Here is an 18988-nt window from a genome sequence, read left to right on the forward strand (position 1 = left end):
GCTTCAGGTAATTTCGTCCGTCCAGACATTAAACCCGGTCAGCAGATTCGGCCCGAATGTATGGGTCAGCGGTACATCTGAGGCATCTCGTCCCCTGGCAATGAGAACACGGCCCATGCGGGGGGCATTGTTACGCGGATCAAACATCAGCCACTGGCCACTGAGATAAACCTCCATCCAGGCCGCGAAGTCACCGGCAGGGTGCGGCAATGGCTCACCGATATCACTGAGATAACCCGTGCAATATCGTGTCGGAATGTTCATGCAGCGGCAGAATGCGATCGCCAGATGTGTGAAGTCGCGGCAGACCCCGCGACCTTCCGCATAGGTTTGCTGCGCGGTACGGGTTGCCGAGGCATGGTGATAGCCAAACTGGACATGGCTATGAACGAAATCGCAGATCGCCTGTACACGCTGCCACCCCGTGGGCGTTCCTGAAAACAGCCGCCAGGCTTCCTCCGACAGGCTGTCTGTTTCGCAGTAGCGGCTGCCAAGCAGAAACGGCAGGGTTTCCGGTGGCAGGCTCTCTACAGGTTGCTGTACAGCATCCGGGAAAGCCGGGTCCGGCAACCCGGAGTCGGAAATCACTGTACCGGTCGACAGGGTGAAGTTCCCTGCCGGCGCGACCAGGCGGTTACACCAGTTGCCAAAACCGTCCCGGTAACTGTCGACAGGTGTGACCGGTGACGTGATCAGATAATCCGGCGCCTCCAGATCCGCATAACGTGAGTAGTGGACATTCAGCAGGGCAATCATCGGTGTTGCCTGCGGCAGGCTGTAACTCAGTTCGCAGCCAAGTCTGATACGCATTCGCCAATCCCTTTCACAGGTGACTGATTTCTATTCCTGAATGCAGCGACCACTGCGTTTCCGGAAGGGAGGGTTGCAATTCCACCGGTTACCGGAACCATCGATATGCGCATTGTCAGGCATCTGGATGACGATGCATTCAGCACCGCTCTGTTCGTAGCCGTAGTCACACTTCCAGCCGTCACCAAAGCTCGCTTCAACAAAGTAGGCATGAGCCGGTATCCTGACCGCCACGCAATCCTCGCGACTGGCACGGTACCCCCGATCACACAGCCAGCCTGCGCCATATTGCTTGTTGGACAGATAACCGTGGACCGGTACGGCAATCTTCCGGCAGGTTTTCCCTTCAGCCCTGAAACCCCGGTCACAACTCCAGCCATTGCCATAGCTGTCATCCGTCAGATAGCCATTCCGGGGAACATCGATCTGCTGACAGACATCACCGGTTTTTACAAAGCCGCGAAGACAGCGCCAGCGATTGCCGGATGGATCAAGAAATCCGTTCTTCGGAACACTGACCGACGCGCAAATATCCCCGATCTCTTCGGTGAAACCATATGCACAATCCCAGCCCTTGCCGTAGGTGAGGTTCGTTGCAAAGGCGTTGTCCGGAATGACAACTTTCTGACACCCCTCCCCCGACTGCCGGAATCCGGCAATGCAGTTCCACCCCATGCCACTGGGGCTGGCGACAGCATTCTCAGGCACAATAGCGGCTGCATATGCCGGCGCAGTCAGCAACAGACAGATGGCAAACAATCCCGGCAGGGTCAGACATAAATACCGGTGGAGACGAGCCAGATACAGGTTCACGTCATAATCTTTCCTTCGGGATGTTCAGTAAAACAGCAACACCCCCGTCCCTTGCAGGGACGAGGGCTTGTCTGATCAAAGATCTTCGACAATCTTTTCGGCGCAGGCACCGGCCAGATTTCTATCCGTGGAGGTCGCGCCGGGCATTTGCGCCCAGTTTGCCTCCATCACAATATCAGCCCGCTTGTATGAACTGGCTTCTTTCAGCTTTATCAGCGTCGCCTCGCGGTCCGGGTCAGCAACCGATTTTTCCACACAGAACGGAATCAGAGCACTGACAACTTCAGCCCGCGCAAAATCGTCGGCCATTGCTTCTGCCTTGCTGGTAGTAACCCAGCCACCCCAGCTGAATCCTATGATCGTGGCCGCAACCCCACCCGCTGCGATACCAAGAACGGCAGGCTTTACCCAATCGGATATATTCATGTTCACATTCCCTGAATTTAAATTTCATCACACCGTCAGGACGGCTGAACCGCAGAAATACGGAACGGCCTGTCACTGGAATCCCTGTCAGAATTCCTGCAGAAAACGGCGTACTTTTGTTATTCTTCTGAAAAAGAAACAGGACCATTTTGCATGATCCAGTCGCCTTGAGCGGGCGATCATAGGTTCAATTTTCATTAGAGAGAATACACTCAGATCACAACCAAAGCAACAGCAGGGCCTATATGCAGGTTCTCCGGGACAGCCAGGCGATGAACTCAACACTCCAGAATGGCAATTCCGGCTGCCATGGCTTTGTTACTTACACGCCCTGAAAACCGGAGACGCCTCACGGGCCGCTTCGATCGACAAGTTCAGCGTTGTGCTGGTTGCATTCCGTCAGAAAAGGTCAGCCATCATAAAGAATAATCGTCCCGTTTATGCGGGATGAGCGACTGGGCCGCGAGACGAATGGGCGCATTCGCAGCGCCAAACCCGTCATAATCGCAACGCTGCACCACTTCAAAAAAGAAACGGTCCGCAAAAACATCCGTATAGACCTGATAATAGGCACCGGCTTCATCCTGATCATAAAGGATACTGAGTTCCTGCATCCTGGCGATCAGGTCAGTTGTCAGCCCAAGACGTGCTTCCAGATCATCATAGTAGTTCTGGGGTATATGCAGCAGCACGACGCCATTCGCCTTTAGCTTCTCAACCGTCGCAAAAATGTCATCAGTTGCAAAAGCGATATGCTGAATTCCCGTACCGAAATATTCAGTCATGAACCGGGATGCCATCGTGCGCGTGCTGTCAGATGCATTCAGGCAGATGCGAACGCTTCTGTCCGGCGATTGTACCACCTGACTTTCAATGATCCCGGAAGGATCGGCGATATCGGTCTGCGGGGTTTTCTCGAAATCAAACTGCGACAGATAAAACAACCGCCAGCGCAGGATTTCCTCACGGGTCATCGCCATTGCGATATGGTCGATGCGGGTCAGACCGGCTCCATGACCGTCAACGGAAGCTGGTTCAAAATCCGCTTCCCAGAGCATTCCGGATTTTCTGGACTCATCGGTGAAATAGATCAGCGATCCTCCCGGTCCCCGCACCGCGGGAATTTCCAGTTCTCCCGGACCTACCGCCTGATGGAATGTATCAGCCAGCAACTCCCCGGCCCGCGCCATTGCCGTCTGCGCATCATCAAGACGGAGCCCCAGAGCACAGACCGAAGTGCCATGCACCAGCTGATAGGAGTGGGCGAAACCATCGCTCTCTGTGTTGACGACAAGATTGATATCGCCCTGACACCACCGCACCACATCCTTCGACTTATGCGTCCCGGCAGGTTGAAAACCGAGGCCCCGTAACAACGCCGTCAGCGGTTTCGCATTTTCATCATCGACGGAAAATTCCAGAAATTCAAAGCCCTTGCAGACCGCCGGTGGGGGCAGGGCACGCTTGCCCATACCTTCCATCATCCAGATCAGCGACCGATTTCCGTCTTTCGCCACCTGCCGGGGCAGACCGGTTCTGAACTGGTCGTTGAATATCTCAAGACTGAGCCAGCCGTCATAGCCGGTATCCGCAACGGCCCGCATGAAATCGAGGACCGGCAAGTCGCCCTGCCCCGGAAAGTTACGGAAGAACCGGGACCATTTCAGCAGGTCCATATCAAGCTTCGGGGCATCGGCTATCTGAACGAACGTAATCCGGTCCGCCGGAATCGAACGCACAGCCTCAATCGGAAGTCCGCGCGACAACATGTGAAAACTGTCGAGAATGATACCAACTCTGGGATGATCGGCGCGTTTCACCACTTCCCATGCATCACGGTAGTCCCAGATATATTTCCCCCAGGCCAATGCCTCATAACCAACATTGACACCAAAGCTCTCTGCCAGCTCACCCAGTTCCCGCAGATCATTTGCGGCACGGTCGATACCACCAAGGCTGACCGGGGAAATATTCGAGCAGACAAGAATGTTTTCGGTGCCAAGCTCGTTCATCAGCTGGAACTTGCGGCGGGCCCGTTCAAAGTTACGTCCCCGCTGCGGCTCCGGCATGCCTTCAAAATCCCGGAATGGCTGGAAAGCGACAATCTCCAGCCCGAGATCGCGGACCAGCCGACCGATCTCCAGTGGCGACATATCACAGGACAACAGATCAACTTCGAAGATTTCAATGCCCTGAAATCCGGCCGCGCTGATAGCCGACAGTTTGTCGACCAGACTGCCGCCTAGTGAGACGGTCGCTATCGATGTGCGCATTTTCTGCCTCTCAAAAATCCGGACCAGACATCAGACGAAGACGTCCCTCCTGTCAGGCATATTTCATGAACTGAAGTGTATAAATTCCGGTGACAAACGAGGCGATGACCGTCTCCTCACGCCGAAGACGAAGAGCGACAGTTTCCAGAATTTTCTCCATTTGCTCCCGGCCGATTGATTCAATCATCAGGACCGCATCGAAATCCACAGCCCCCGGTCTCAGTGACAGGGATTCCTGGCTCAGCGGTTTACGCTGAATGGTCGCCTTTGCTCCGGCATGAACCCCGGTCACGAACTTCTCTGCAAACAGGTCGTCGACGATATCCCGGACCGCCAGCCCAAACGCATCCCCCGGTGAATGCGGATTGCTTCCCGGCGCAGTGAACCTGATCCGCACCGTCGCCAGAACGCCGCCAATTCCTGTGCTGCGTGTCATGATTGTCCGGCAGGGCGAGCGCACGAAGTTTTCAAAATAAACATGGACCTTCTTCGTCCATTCCGTCCGGGCATTACCTGTGACGAAATATCCATCAGACTCGAAGACATCGATGCTGTCCGCTTCATACAGCGTGAAATACTTGTAGGGCTGCCCCTCCGCTTCGACATAGCGGCGGCCAACCGCAATTCCCGGTGTCAGAACACGCTCGGGGATATGTTCAACATTATGCCATTCGTTGAACTCCTCCTCGTGACCTTCGGTAATATCGTGCCAGATCGGGAGGAATGCCATTCCGTGCAAAGTCATCTGCTGCTCTCCTGTGCATAGACCTGTTGATCCTGCGTGCGGTCGTCAGGACGTAAGGGAAGGTCAACCGGGGCACGTCGTCTGTGTGATTCAAAGACGGCGAAGATCATGTCGGTGACAATGCGGGCCTCTTTCGGGCTGCCAGCCGGATCCCGGTCTTCCTCGATGGCCGACAGTAATTCATCAATCGCCAGCCAGTGCCGGGCCTTGTATTTCGGCGAAACAAGTGGTTCCGGAATGCCGATGCCCGCACTTGAGACATCCTGCCACTCTGCCCCGGAACGGCCGGGCGACCAGCTTGGGTCGCCGAGATATTTCACCGACGGAATGGTCCCTTCGATCAGTTCGATGATTCCGCGTGAACCGAATATCTGTAATCCGTAGCGAGACGGCTCGTGGCCGACGCCAGCCCCCTGCCGCGAACTGAAATGGGCGACGGCCTGATCCGGCATGCCAAACATCGCGTTGATAGTATTACCGATAATCTGGCCTGTGCCTTCTGCGCCTTCCCGGGCATCCGCATCAGTGGCCGGTCGGCCATCGGTCAGGACATTTGCAAAACACCATATCGGTGCACCGCCCAGTGCCTGAACCATATCCAGAACATGGGTCCCCAGCACCCACAGGTCTTCAGCACCGGAACGGTCGCGCCCGTCCCGCATGTCTTCCTTCCCCCGCCCTCTGAATTCGAGAACCCTGCCGATCGCCCCCTGATCAATCAGGTCACGGATTGTCGTGATCAGCGGACTGAACCGGGTGGGGTGGCTGACGATACATTTGACGTTATGGCGTTCACACAATGCGATGATTTCATCGGCCTCAGCCGGAGTTCTGCAGAACGGTTTTTCCATGTAAATATGGATACCCCGCCGGATGGCCTCGCAGGCCATCTCATGATGACGGTCCACCCAGCGTGAGCAGATGGTAACGATGTCCGGTTTTTCGACATCCAGCATCTTGCGGTAATCAGAATATCCGGAGGTCAGATTCAGTCTCTCGACAGCCGCCGCAAGGCCATCCCTGTCTTCATCAGCAACGGCAACAACCGCTGCGTTCGGGATATCGAACCAGGCAATATCAAGGTCGTGGCCATAATCGCCCCTGCCGGTACATCCAATCACGGCAACTTTGTATTCAACAGTCATCAGTCATCCCATTCGCCGGACTTGATTGTCAGAATTCGTCATATTCAGGGGGCGTCAGCGGTCGTTCCGACGGACCATCCCGTAAACCATCGTCGCCAGACCAAGCAGGATCAGAGACGCTGAAATCGGGCGGGTCATAAAGACACTCAGATCATATTCGTAGAGCTTCATCGTCTTCACGAAGGCAGATTCACCCAGATATCCCAGGATGATGCCAAGCACGACGCCGGCGGCGGAATAACCCCATTTCCGCAGGAAATAGGCCGCTATCCCGGCGATATACATCACCCACACATCAATGATGAGATTTCGTAACGAGTAGGCGCCGATGGTCGACAGCACCAGAATTGCCGGAGCCAGCAGCGGGAACGGAATACGCAGCAGATGAACGGTGGTTTTCGTCTCGACATAGCCGAGAACAAAGATCAGCGCATTTGCCATGAACATCGCGACAAATGTCACCCAGACCAGATCCTTGCTGGTCATCATGATCGATGGTCCGGGCTCCATTCCGTGAATCTGGAAGACACCCAGCATCATCGCGGTAAGCGCACCGCCCGGCAGACCCAGCGCCAGCAGGGGAATCATTGCCCCCCCGGAAGCCGCATTGTTTGCCGTCTCCGCGGCAACCACACCTTCGATTTCACCTTTACCGAAACGCTCACGGTTCCGCGACCAGCGTACTGCTTCACCGTAACTCAGGAATGACCCCAGCGTGCCGCCAATGCCAGGCAGAACCCCGGCAAAAAGGCCGATCAGCATGGAACGGACAATAGCAATCCGCAGCCGCCAGAATGTCAGGAAAGACGGAAATTCAACGCTGACCTTTGGCGGCACCCGCAGTTTCTCGGCGATCCGCTGGCCCTGTATCAGCACTTCGGCAACAGCAAAAAAGCCCAGGATGACAGGAATGAAATGAATGCCCGCACGAAGATAGTAGGAACCGAAAGTATATCTTGGCACCCCTTCAGCAGCATCTGTACCGACACTGGCAAGGAACAGCCCGAACAGCACCGACAGCCAGCCTTTCCAGACAGACTTTGCTCCCACCGTACCGGCGACAGTAAGACCGAAGAAAATCAGTGCAAAGATTTCTGCCTGACCAAAGGCCCGGACCGCAACATCGGCAACCATCGGGGTCGCAAACATCATCACCACAGCAGAGAACATGCCACCGAGGGCCGAGCAGGTAACGGCTGCACCAATGGCCAGACTGGCCTTGCCCTGCAATGTCATCGGATAACCGTCGAAACAGGTCGGCGCGTTTTCCGGAGAGCCCGGTATGTTGAACAGGATCGCCGTCACCGCCCCCGCATAGGTGCCTGAACAATAGATGACGGAGAACAGCATGATCCCGTCAGAGGGTGTCAGACTAGCTGTGAACGGCAGAATGATTGCACAAAGCGTCAGACTGTTAACCCCCGGGAATGCCCCGAAGATAAGTCCGCCGAACAACCCGGCAAAGAAAAGCAGCAGGGTGAACGGGTCAGAAACCAGCAGCATGAAGCCGTGTATGAAATTCTCTAACATTGTCTGTCTGGTCCGATACTCAACGCAGCCACGACATGATCTGATGGCTTATGTCAGCGAAAAACGGCCACGACCCCTCGGGTAGTGGCACATAGAAAAGTGCCGAGAAAACACCGAGAACCACGGCAAAGACAAAAGCCGAAGTCAGCAGCACCAGACGTATCCGGCGCTCTCCCAGGATCAGGGCAAAGGAAATCAGGAAGACCGGCGTGGCAATGAAATGCCCGACCTTTGGCAATAACCAGCCATAGGCCAGAGGCGCCAGAAACGTCGCCGCAATCTGCAGACCCGCACCTTTGAACCGGGGCGGTGCCGCCTCGTCATCATCTCGGGCCAGGACTGCGGCTTTCCGGAATTTCGCCAGAAACTGCAGGATGGCAACACCAGCCAGCAGCAGAATGATAAACCGCGGCCAGGCAGCAGCACCCGGTTTGTAGCCGGGCAGAGGGTCATCAAAATCTCCGCTCAGATACCATGCACCGCCGGCAAGGGTCAGCCACAGGGCCAGTTCGACAAAGGCACGCCCCGCCAGGGGCATACCAGGGGGATTGTTGAACCTTGTGACCATTTCACGCTACTCACTGTTGCGATTGCAGCTGACCCGGTACCGGCAGAGGCCGGGACTACTTGAGCAGTCCCATTGCCTTTAGCGTCTCACGGAAGGTGACAAGATCGCCTTCCATCAGTTCTACAGCTTCATCAATGCCATAATAGCTTTTGACGATATGCATGTATTTCGACCGGTTGAATTTCTGGAATTCTTCGGTTTCCCAGGCAGCCTTGAAGGCCGCTTCCAGATACTTCTTACGCTCGTCCGGAACATCGCCCTTTGCCCAGAAGGCGCGCCATTTCAGGAACGGCCGTACATTTGCACCGATGTCCTTGATGCTCTGCGTGTCAGCAAAGGTATCCGGACGCTCGTTCAGCAGTGACAGAATCGGAACGAACTGACCGCCTTCGATATACTGATTAACGTCACCCGGCTGTTCCATCATCACATCGACATGACCACCCAGCAGGGAGCCATACCGTTCCGACGCCTTGTCGAACTGGGTCTGGTTGATCTTGATATCGAACACTTCCGCCAGTTTCGTCGCCATGATCCGCTCGGCACCGCCGGCCGGGCCGGAATTGGTCAGCCGCACATTTCCGGGGTTGGCTTTTGCATAAGCAACAAAGCTGTCCCAGTCCGTGAACTTGGTTTCTTCTGCCCGGCGATAAATCTGTGTGAACGTCACCTGCGGAATGATGATCGGGGTCCAGTCCTTGAAGGGGTTTTCATTGATTCCCTTCGCGGCGTACTGGCCGACCAGATCATCAGAACCACCCATCAGCGTATAGCCATCTGATGCTGCGTTCATGAAATCAGCGAGCACAACAGTGCCACGCCCGCCGGGCTTGTTGATGACAACAAGCGGCTGCCCCGTGATCTTCTCGAACTGAACAGCCAGTTGACGTGCGACCTGATCAACACCGCCTCCGGCACCCCAGCCGATCAGCAGCGTCACCGGCCGGTTTGGGAACCCGTTCGGTTTTTCCGGCATATCAGCAACGGCAGCTGCCGTGATACAGGTTGTCATTCCAAGAGCAGCAATCGCTGCCTTCGACATATTCATTATCTTGCTCATGGTGTTTCCTCCACAAAATCCATGTACGTCCCGATGAACCGACCTCGTATCGAGTTCCGGAGGGCATCGCAGCCGCCAGGTTGGGGTAATGATTTTTTATATTTCACCCCGTCAGATCCAGTAGAGCAAAGTTGCCACAATCATTTGATTAATTAAATTGACTTATAACACCTGTTTAAATAACCAAAAACTAATCAAGTTATGATGCCGGACAGAATGACTATCTCCGGCGGGGTAGCTATCCGTCATGGGGGAGGGTCACAGATGATTGAGAACGGCATAAAAATCCGCCATCTCCGGTGTTTCCGGGAAATCGTCCGCTTCGGCAGTATCAAGAAAGCAGCCGATGTGCTGTCCATCAGCCAGCCGGCTGTCTCAAAAACCCTCAGCGATCTGGAGGCGCTTCTCGGGGTTCAGCTGATGAAGCGAAGCCGGCGCGGGTTCACCCTGACCGGCGAAGGCGCGCAGTTTCTCGACAAGGTGGATGCCGCATTGTCTTCGCTGCGTTCCTGTATCGAAAGTGTCACGACACCGCATGTCAGCGAGCGCGAAATCATCCGGGTCGGCTTCCTGCCGGCAGCAGGTGGCAGTCTCATACCCGACGCTGTACGCGAACATCTGCAATTCAATGAGAGCCATAACTTCCGGATCATTGCTGCGCCGACACCGGATTTGCTGGAACGGTTGCGTCTGGGTGATCTCGATTTTGTCGTGGGCCATCTGTCCGAGCCTTCCCATATGCACGGACTGAACTTTGAATATCTGTATTCCGAATGCATCGGTTTTGTGGTCAGGCCCGGACATCCCTTTCTCAGCACATCCCCTTTCGACCTTCAGCAACTGGTCAATTGCAGTGTTCTGATGCCAGGGCCCGAAGCCATCATTTCTGCCGATGTGGAACGTTTTTTGCTGTCGAAAGGCATCCGGGACATACCCTACCGGATAGAATGCGCGTCCCACATGTTCGGCATCAATTTCACCCGGGCCACCGATGCTGTCTGGATCACCTCGGACGGGGCGATCGAAAATGATATCAGGGAAGGGCGGCTGGGGCGGCTTGATGTCGACACCCCGGACACCACGGCGGCAGTCGGTCTCACAACCCGAAGTTCCAGCCCGGTCCACCCGGCAGCCCGCGAATTCATGGATATACTCCGGAAATCAACGGGAGGGCTTCTCTCCTGAGAGCCGTCTCCTGCGCTCAGACATCACCTGACCGGATCAGCGACCCGGCCTGTCCCGAATGACAGGCCGGGAAATGGTCTAGCCAATCGTTTTAGCGAAGAAATCCAGAGTACGGCCCATGGCTGTTTTAGCACTGTCAGCGTGATAGCTGCCGCGCTGATCGCAGTTGAAGCCATGGTCTGCCGGATAGATATTCACCGGCACGTCGGGGTGTGCCTGACGGATCTTGTCTACATCGGTCAGCGGAATGCCGTGATCGAATTCGCCGAAATGCAACAGGGCGGGGCAGCCCGGGGTTTCGTCGAGGAACTGGGTAATCTGGCCACCGTAGTAACCGACCGCACCAGCCATGCCTTCGATGCGCGTTGCCCCCAGCCAGGCAACAGTACCGCCCATGCAGAAACCGACAATGCCGACCTTCTTGCCCTCATCCGCCAGCAGCCTGAAGGCGGCACGGCTATCTTTCACCATGTCGTCCCAGTCTGCTTTTCCCTTCATTTCACGCCCGGCGGCAATATCATCCGGTGAATAGCCGACTTCAAAGTCACGTTCGATACGGTCATAGACGGCTGGCGCCACGGCGCTGTAGCCGGCTTCTGCAAAACGGTCACAGACCGACCGGATATGGCTGTTTACGCCAAAAATTTCCATGATGATAACCAGCCCGCCCTTCGGCGTGCCAGCCGGGTCAGCGCGGTAGGCTTTCAGTTCAAAACCGTCTTCCGCCGTCAGTTTCAGCCATTCGCCCATAATCAGCTCCCTTGAATATCAGGTTCATCCATTACAGGGAAACTAGCCGCCCGGCGGCAGACCGACAATGCCGCAAACAAGACAGTCACTTTTCAACGAAAATCAGAACGACGCCATCTTTCAGGCGCTCTGCGATATCCGCCATCGACATCTTTCGTCCCCGCCCGCTCAACCGGACATCATTCTGTATCCCTTCGGCACGTACCAGCGGCATCAGATAGGCAGGCTTTGCCGCGTAATGAACATCGGTAATCCGCTCCCGTCCGCCCACGTCCCTGACAAGTGACAGGGTCGCAACCCCGATGACCTCACCGAACAGATTGATTACCGGTCCGCCCGAATTTCCGGATTGAATCGGCGCATCCATCTGGAAGTAGCGGACATCGTCGCCCAGCCCGTTAACAGAGTTGATACGCCCGAACACCGCCTTCTGCTCCTGCCCCTGACTCTGTGGCTGCGGATAGCCGAGCACAACCAGATCATCCCCCCGGCGGATATCGCGGGCCACGCCCAGAGGCAGGGCATAGGAAGGGGTGTCTATCGTTCCGATCGCCAGATCGTTGGACGGATCCTCACGCAGCAGCCGGGCCGGGCGCCATTTGCCATCCGGTGTCCGGACGGAAATCCGGACTGCGTCTTTGATGACATGATGATTGGTGACGAAATGGCCATCATCCGTGATGAAGAAGCCACTGCCGGTCCCGCTGCCACCACCCTTGGGTGGTGAGGTTGATCCGCTTTTCGCGACCGGAGGCAGAGAGGGAAAACCGGCCTTGCGGGCATCCATCGTAGCGACTTGCCCCTGTACAAGACCGACGTTCCTATCGTACCAGATTTCCAGCTTGTTACCATTCTGATCGGCTCCCCGACCGTATCCGGAAACGCAGTCATCTGCCGCCCAGGTAGCCAGCAAACGACGTCCATCCTGGCAGGACAAAGAAACCGTACCAGCGTCTTGATCGCATTTCGAGTCTACTAAGTTGTTGGAACGGTCCCTTCTCATTGTCCCGGTACATTGCATGCCGCCGGGACTGATGACGCCACTGACTTTCCCCGACGCTCTGCCGGTCTCAAGATGGATTGTACCGAGAAAAGTTTCTTTATAGTTCTCGAAATTCCCGCCAATGCTACGCGATGTTGCGCATCCGCCCAGAGTGAACATCATCAGGGTGCAGACAAGAATGACCTTTTTGATATGCAATTTCCGACTCCGCTGGGGACGATGGCAACACCATCACAGCGGAAAGGTTGCACCAGCCGACGGGATGCCGTCAATAATCGTTATACGTTAAAGCGGAAATGCATGACGTCGCCGTCGGCAACCACATATTCCTTGCCTTCAAGCCGCATACGACCGGCATCCTTGGCCCCCTGTTCGCCATTGCCCGCGATATAATCGTCATAGGCAATGGTCTCGGCCCGGATGAAGCCTTTCTCGAAATCCGTATGAATCACTCCGGCGGCACGCGGTGCCGTGGAGCCGCTTTTCAGTGTCCAGGCCCGTGCTTCCTTCGGGCCCACGGTAAAGAAAGTCACCAGATCAAGCAGGCTGTACCCTGCCCGGATCACCCGGGCGAGGCCCGTTTCTTCCAGTCCGAGGGACTCCAGATATTCCTGTTTCTCCGCCTCATCACCCAGCTGTGCGACTTCGGACTCAATCGCTGCGGAAATCACCACGCATTCGGCTGATGTCGAGGCTGCATAATCTGCCACGGCCTGCGAGAACTTGTTCCCGGCACCGGCGGCATCTTCTTCAACATTACAGACATAGAGAACCGGCTTGGAAGACAGCAGCTGGAAATTGCGGAACCGGGCGCGATCATCACGATCCACCTTCAGGGCACGGGCCGGCGTACCATCAATCAGCAGCTTCTGGACGGCTTCGAGCAGTTCGATATCTGCCTTCGCTTCCTTGTCGTTACCCCGGGCACGTTTGATCGCCGCCTGTATGCGACGTTCGACACTTTCCAGATCGGCCAGCATCAGTTCGGTTTCAATCGTCTCGATATCGCGAACCGGGTCGACCGAACCATCAACATGCGTGATATCGCCATCTTCAAAACAGCGCACCACATGCAGGATCGCATCGGTTTCACGAATATTGGCAAGGAACTGGTTGCCCAGCCCCTCACCTTTTGAGGCACCACGCACCAGACCGGCGATATCGACGAATTCCAGCTGGGTCGGCAGAATTTTTGCTGACTTCGCAATAGCCGCCAGTTTGTCGAGGCGGGGGTCCGGCACGGATACGCGCCCGGTATTCGGCTCGATCGTGCAGAACGGATAATTCGCCGCCTCTGCGGCTGCTGTATTGGTCAGCGCATTGAACAGGGTCGATTTACCAACATTCGGCAGCCCGACAATTCCACAATTGAACCCCATATCACGCCTCTTTCTTTGACGCCACAGGCTTCACCGGGCCAACCCGGTGCGCCACACGGCTCATGAATGCTTCGTGGTCACCACCGACCATCAGATGAATTTCGCCGGAGATTGCCTCCAGCACAGGAAACAACCACTCGCGATCGGCTTTTCCGAAGTCACCAAGGACATGGCTCATGACCCGGTCCTTGTCGCCGGGATGCCCGATACCGATCCGGACCCGCCAGTAATCCTTGCCGAACTGATTATCGATATCACGGATACCATTATGGCCACCGGCACCACCGCCGATCTTCACCCGTACCTTGCCGGGCGCAAGATCCAGCTCGTCATAGATAACGATAACCTTCTCACGCGGCAGCTTGTAGAATTTCGCAGCGGCGGCAACAGACTGACCGGATTTGTTCATGAAGGTCATTGGCTTCAGTGCCAGAACCTTCTCGCCGGCAATTTCGCCTTCTGCAACGCTGCCCTGGAACCGACTCCGGGGCGCAGAAAAGCGATGGCGGTGGATGATTTCATCCACCGCCATAAACCCGACATTATGTCGATTATCCCGGTATTTCTCGCCGGGATTGCCAAGGCCCGCTAGCAGGAACAAGTCAGATCACTCGTCTTCCTTGTCCTCGCCATCTTCTTCTGCACCATCTTCTTCATCGCCTTCTGCTTCATCTTCTTCTTCGTCATCAGCAGGCATGACAGACGGAGCCGCAATCGTCGCGATCGTGAAGTCACGATCCGTAATCTGGAGTTCAACGCCCTTCGGCAGGGTGATCGCGCTGACATGCAGGCTGTCACCGATTTCACCGGCAGATACGTCGAGGATCAGGGCTTCCGGCAGATCGTCCGGATTACAGATAACCGCAACTTCGTGACGCACGATGTTGAGAACACCGCCGGCCTTCAGGCCACGGGACTGTTCTTCACCTTCGAACACGACAGGAATATCAACATGCAGTTTGGTATTCTTGCCGATACGCAGGAAGTCGATATGCAGGGCCTGATCGCTGACCGGGTGAAGCTGCACGTCTTTCGGCAGAACCCGATAGTTTTCCTTGCCCACGGTCACTTCACAGATCGTGTTGAAAAAGCCCGGATTGTTCAGCGCCATGGCCAGTTCTTTTTTGTCCATGGACAGCGATACCGCTGCCTTGCCGTCACCGTAAATCACCCCTGGCACCTTGCCAGTTCGTCGAACTGCGCGGGCGGCCCCCTTGCCAACCTGATCGCGCGGTTCAGCCGTAAATGTTGCTGTAGCCGCCATTTGATTTCTCCTGTTTAAGATCCGGGAAAGGCCTCCAAGGGTGCCCCATAATCCCGGGAATGCGCCGTTATAAGGAGCAGCGGCGCGAAGTCAAACGAGTCGGAGAGACAAAACGGTCAGATAATCAGTCGAACAGGCTGGAAACGGAGCTTTCAGAGCTGATCCGGGTGATGGCTTCCGCCATCAGCGGGGCAATGGAAATGTGACGCATGTTCTGCGCAACACGCACCGCCTCGGTCGCCGGAATGGAATCCGTGGTCACCAGGCTCTCCAGCGGAGAAGAGGTTACACGGGCCACAGCACCACCCGACAGCACGCCATGCGTGACATAGGCTGAGACTGCCGTTGCACCGGCTTCACGAAGCGCCACAGCTGCATTGCAGAGCGTACCGGCCGAATCGACGATATCATCGATCAGGATACAGCGACGTCCTTCAACCTCACCAATGATGTTCATGACTTCCGACACACCGGCACGTTCGCGGCGCTTGTCGATAATGGCGAGATCGGCTTCAAGCCGCTTGGCAATGACGCGGGCGCGGACAACACCGCCAACATCCGGGGAGACGATAACCAGATCGTCACCCTTGTGCTTGGCTTCAATATCAGCCGAGAAAACCGGTGCGGCGTAAAGATTATCAACAGGGATATCGAAGAAACCCTGAATCTGCCCGGCGTGAAGATCCATGGTCAGCACCCGGTCAGCACCGGCGGTGGTGATCAGGTTGGCAACCAGCTTCGCCGAGATCGGTGTTCGCGGGCCGGACTTGCGGTCCTGCCGGGCATAGCCGAAATAGGGGATTACCGCCGTCACGCGGCGGGCCGAGCCACGCCGCAGCGCATCAAGGCATACCAGAAGTTCCATCAGGTTGTCGTTTGCCGGGGAACAGGTGGACTGGATAACAAATACATCCTCCCCACGCACATTCTCCTGAATTTCGACAAAGACCTCCATATCGGAGAAGCGCCGGACGCTGGCCTTGGTCAAGGGCAGCTTGAGTGACGCAGAAATCGCTTCCGCCAACGGACGGTTACTGTTGCAGGCCAGTATTTTCATCGTATGTCCCGTATGCCTATTCCCCAGGCACTGTCTCGCGACAGCATGCGGAAGTTCATCTGTGATGCGCCCCACCTAACGCGGCCTAGTCTTTAGCAACGCATACCGAACATGTAAACGACCGCTGTCCCATGACCGGACAATTTATTACCGCGTGATGACGCCATCCTGTCTGAGCACGTCCTGCAGACCTTCCAGACTGCCCTTGACGATTTCATAAGCCAGCGCCCCCCAGCGCCCGTCCAGCGCGCCTTTTGGAACCTTGTTCCCTTGTGAAACGGTTCCCAGCAGCTCTCCGGATTCGGCGCGGACAAGATGCCAGCGGATTGAAACATTTTCTGCCCGGTCGCCCGCTGCAATCATCTCAACCGCCCCCTGAACAAAGTAGGAAGCATCTTCTTCACTGTCTGCGAGCAGGAATCCTTTCTGTCGCAGAGCCGCCCGCATGGAGACCGTCAGGTCACGATTTCCGGTTCCCGGCGCACCTGTAACTTCATCCGCAAAAATACGGATGTCTTCCGGCTGTTTCGCCGACTTGACCTCTTCATCCTGCACCGACGGGGAAATCTCGGCGGCAACCACGTCGGCAATCTTGTTCATCAGCACCGGTTCATGAATCACCCAGGACAGATGTTCTGCCTCAATGGCCTGCAGAAAACGGTCAACCTCGATACCCGTCGGATCAAACAGCCGCCAGGTGATCTGCATCCGGATCATCAGCTTCGGGTCCGGCTCGGCCTGAACGGTGCCCAGCAGCTTGTACTGATACTGACTGCCTGTCTCCAGTGCAGACGGGACATTATGCTCGAACAGCTTTTCCTTGATGCTGGTCCGCAGCGCATCCGACGCCGCCTCCGACATACCGGCAACCGGCTGGATAAAAATGCCCGATGAGTCCTTCAGCTTGACCAGCGGATTGATTTCCAGCCGGGCGCGCTCGCTGAACGGTTTCGGCAAATCGCCGCAGGCCGTCAGAAAAACCGCGAACAGACAGCAGACCAGCAGACGAAGGCTGCTGTTATGGCCGGTCATCCAGTTCATCAGGCGACACAGGCAAACAGGATAGCGAACAGAAACGTCCCCAGCAGCATGATCGTCAGGTAGGGCATTACCCATGACCCGGCAGGCTGATGGCGGCGATCATCCGCCCGTAATCCGGCTCACCGGCCAGTGTCGTCCGCCGGTAGCTGAAATATTTCTGTGCATCCGGCAGGGTATCATGATGGCCACCCTCAACGCCCGCGACGCCACGTGCGTTGAGCCGGTCCCGGATATAGCCCGGCAGGTTGAACATGAACTTGTCCGGCCGCTGACCAGCGGCGAAATACCGGTCGTTCGCTGTGCTATCGACAACAAACCGTTCACGGAACTCTGCCCCGACCTCATATGACTCAGGCCCGATGCAGGGGCCGATGGCGGTGCGGATACGATCCGCCCGTGCGCCCAGTGCCTCCATCGCATCAATTGTTGCATCGGTGACACCGGTAAAGGCACCGCGCCAGCCTGCATGGGCCGCACCAACGACACCGGCTTCCGTATCAGCGAACAGCACGGGCGCGCAGTCTGCCGACAGGATCCCCAGCACAAATCCCGGCTTCCGGGTAACCATGGCGTCGGCCTTCGGGGCCGCATCCGGCGACCAGCCTTCCTCGACCGTCACCACATCCGGGCTATGCACCTGATAGACGGTCAGCAGGGCCGAGGAGGTTTCAGCGCCCATGGCTTCCGCCACACGCCGCCGGTTCTCTGCCACAGACTGATTTTCATCGTCAGAGCCGAAGCCGCAATTGAGCGATGAGTAGATACCGCCGGACACGCCGCCTTCACGGGTGAAGAAGCCGTGGCGGATCGAGGGGTCTGCTGAAAGCTCTGGAAACTGGATCATCCGAAACCGGGTAAGGTTGAAGTGCGATCTGATGTCGCGCCAAACACCTTGAACAATTTGCCCATTCCCTCATCGCCAATCAAGCGGTCGCACCCAGATTTCAGCCGCACCACCTGTTCCGGCCCGGCTTTCCCCGCCAGAACGGCCAGACGCGATTCGATACCCAGTGCTCGCAACCAGTCACCCTGCGTCGCAATTGCCGTATTTTTGATGCCCGAGTCGGCAAATACCTTCTGAATTGCCCCAAAATCCACATGCGCTGTCAGGTCCGCCTGTCCGGGGTTTTTCAACGGGTCGACAAAGGCATGACCCGCCATCGCCTGAAAGCTGTCGCCGGGCAGCGGACCGACATAACCGTAATCGATCAGCAGCGCCGCCCCGCCGCGCTCCTGAAGACCGGTTGCGATATCACGGGCGACAGACCGGGCTGCCGGACAAATTTCCACCACGGTTTCAGCCGGGACATCAGCGAGGGCAGGATCAATCAGCAGGGCCGCATCCGGGGCGGGTTTACGGGCATAATGAAACCGCTCTCCGTCTGACCCGACACAGATTTCCGCCCAGCCTGCCGACGCTCCCCCGGCCTGACGGACAAACTGGCGGACCGGCAGGGCGTCGAGGAATTCATTACCGATGATGAATAACGGCAACTCCGGCAGGTCAGCCACCCGGCCGAGCCAGACCGGCGCATGATCTGCGAGCCGTTCCTGCTGCACCGCCCGCAGGCTGCTGCTGGCCTCAACCAGATGCAGGTGCGCCGCCTCATGAAATCCCGGCACGCCCCGCGTTGCCCGCAGCAGATCAGCCATCAGCGCGCCCCGGCCGGGACCGAGTTCGACCAGCGCGAAAGGTGATGGTGATCCCGCCTGCATCCAGGCATGGGCCATCCAGGCACCAATCAACTCGCCAAACATCTGCGAAATATCAGGTGCCGTGATGAAATCACCGGCAGCGCCGAAAGGCTCACGAGCGACATAATAACCATGAACCGGATGCATCAGCACCTCGGCCATGTAATCAGCCAGCGTCAGCGGTCCGGTCAGCGCAATCCGTCGGTGCAGAATGTCGGCGAGTCCGGTCACGCCATCGTCGTTG

The 18988-nt window shown here is 56.6% G+C and carries 19 protein-coding genes; 1 reads left to right on the forward strand and 18 read right to left on the reverse strand.

What is annotated here, in order from left to right:
- Positions 1-3 precede the first annotated feature (3 nt).
- The 9 genes from GH722_02545 to GH722_02585 form a co-directional block, all read right to left on the reverse strand.
- Positions 4-810, reverse strand: a complete 807-nt coding sequence (locus tag GH722_02545) for a transglutaminase family protein (GenBank protein ID MRG70634.1) — start codon at positions 808-810, stop codon at positions 4-6.
- Between the two features lie 30 nt (positions 811-840).
- Complete coding sequence (locus tag GH722_02550) at positions 841-1623, reverse strand: hypothetical protein (protein MRG70635.1); 783 nt, start codon at positions 1621-1623, stop codon at positions 841-843.
- A 75-nt stretch (positions 1624-1698) separates the two neighbouring features.
- Positions 1699-2049 (reverse strand): hypothetical protein, encoded by a 351-nt coding sequence (locus tag GH722_02555; protein ID MRG70636.1) that lies wholly within the window; start codon positions 2047-2049, stop codon positions 1699-1701.
- Between the two features lie 416 nt (positions 2050-2465).
- Positions 2466-4322, reverse strand: a complete 1857-nt coding sequence (locus GH722_02560) for a TIM barrel protein (GenBank protein ID MRG70637.1) — start codon at positions 4320-4322, stop codon at positions 2466-2468.
- Positions 4323-4374: 52 nt separating this feature from the next.
- On the reverse strand, positions 4375-5067 hold the full coding sequence (locus GH722_02565) for a hypothetical protein (protein MRG70638.1): 693 nt from the start codon (positions 5065-5067) through the stop codon (positions 4375-4377).
- Positions 5064-6212 (reverse strand): gfo/Idh/MocA family oxidoreductase, encoded by a 1149-nt coding sequence (locus GH722_02570; protein MRG70639.1) that lies wholly within the window; start codon positions 6210-6212, stop codon positions 5064-5066. The genes GH722_02565 and GH722_02570 overlap by 4 nt, the downstream gene beginning before the upstream one ends.
- Positions 6213-6266: 54 nt before the next feature.
- On the reverse strand, positions 6267-7742 hold the full coding sequence (locus GH722_02575; GenBank protein ID MRG70640.1) for a hypothetical protein: 1476 nt from the start codon (positions 7740-7742) through the stop codon (positions 6267-6269).
- Between the two features lie 19 nt (positions 7743-7761).
- Positions 7762-8310: a hypothetical protein gene (locus tag GH722_02580; GenBank protein ID MRG70641.1), complete on the reverse strand. Its 549-nt coding sequence runs from the start codon at positions 8308-8310 to the stop codon at positions 7762-7764.
- A gap of 55 nt (positions 8311-8365) precedes the next feature.
- Positions 8366-9370 carry a hypothetical protein gene (locus GH722_02585; protein MRG70642.1) on the reverse strand — a complete coding sequence of 335 codons (1005 nt, stop codon included), beginning with the start codon at positions 9368-9370 and terminating at the stop codon, positions 8366-8368.
- 201 nt (positions 9371-9571) lie between these two features.
- On the opposite strand from GH722_02585, the gene pcaQ reads away from it, so the two are divergent.
- Positions 9572-10555 carry a pca operon transcription factor PcaQ gene (pcaQ, locus tag GH722_02590; GenBank protein ID MRG70643.1) on the forward strand — a complete coding sequence of 328 codons (984 nt, stop codon included), beginning with the start codon at positions 9572-9574 and terminating at the stop codon, positions 10553-10555.
- 78 nt (positions 10556-10633) lie between these two features.
- On the opposite strand, the gene GH722_02595 is transcribed toward pcaQ, so the two are convergent.
- The 9 genes from GH722_02595 to GH722_02635 form a co-directional block, all read right to left on the reverse strand.
- Positions 10634-11305, reverse strand: coding sequence for a dienelactone hydrolase family protein (locus tag GH722_02595; protein ID MRG70644.1), 672 nt, complete (start codon positions 11303-11305; stop codon positions 10634-10636).
- Between the two features lie 85 nt (positions 11306-11390).
- Positions 11391-12506 (reverse strand): trypsin-like serine protease, encoded by a 1116-nt coding sequence (locus GH722_02600; protein ID MRG70645.1) that lies wholly within the window; start codon positions 12504-12506, stop codon positions 11391-11393.
- Positions 12507-12586: 80 nt separating this feature from the next.
- Entirely contained in the window at positions 12587-13687 is a 1101-nt protein-coding gene (ychF, locus tag GH722_02605) for a redox-regulated ATPase YchF (GenBank protein ID MRG70646.1), read from the reverse strand.
- Position 13688: 1 nt separating this feature from the next.
- Positions 13689-14288: an aminoacyl-tRNA hydrolase gene (locus GH722_02610; protein MRG70647.1), complete on the reverse strand. Its 600-nt coding sequence runs from the start codon at positions 14286-14288 to the stop codon at positions 13689-13691.
- 6 nt (positions 14289-14294) lie between these two features.
- Complete coding sequence (locus GH722_02615) at positions 14295-14951, reverse strand: 50S ribosomal protein L25/general stress protein Ctc (protein MRG70648.1); 657 nt, start codon at positions 14949-14951, stop codon at positions 14295-14297.
- A 124-nt stretch (positions 14952-15075) separates the two neighbouring features.
- Complete coding sequence (gene prs / locus GH722_02620) at positions 15076-16008, reverse strand: ribose-phosphate diphosphokinase (protein ID MRG70649.1); 933 nt, start codon at positions 16006-16008, stop codon at positions 15076-15078.
- A 147-nt stretch (positions 16009-16155) separates the two neighbouring features.
- A complete protein-coding gene (locus GH722_02625) occupies positions 16156-17049 on the reverse strand; it encodes a hypothetical protein (GenBank protein MRG70650.1) in 894 nt (297 codons plus the stop codon).
- 67 nt (positions 17050-17116) lie between these two features.
- Positions 17117-17893: a peptidoglycan editing factor PgeF gene (pgeF, locus tag GH722_02630; protein ID MRG70651.1), complete on the reverse strand. Its 777-nt coding sequence runs from the start codon at positions 17891-17893 to the stop codon at positions 17117-17119.
- Positions 17890-18906: a class I SAM-dependent methyltransferase gene (locus GH722_02635; protein MRG70652.1), complete on the reverse strand. Its 1017-nt coding sequence runs from the start codon at positions 18904-18906 to the stop codon at positions 17890-17892. The genes pgeF and GH722_02635 overlap by 4 nt, the downstream gene beginning before the upstream one ends.
- Between the last annotated feature and the right edge of the window lie 82 nt (positions 18907-18988).

The organism is Alphaproteobacteria bacterium HT1-32, from assembly GCA_009649675.1.
Classification (GTDB): domain Bacteria; phylum Pseudomonadota; class Alphaproteobacteria; order Rhodospirillales; family HT1-32; genus HT1-32.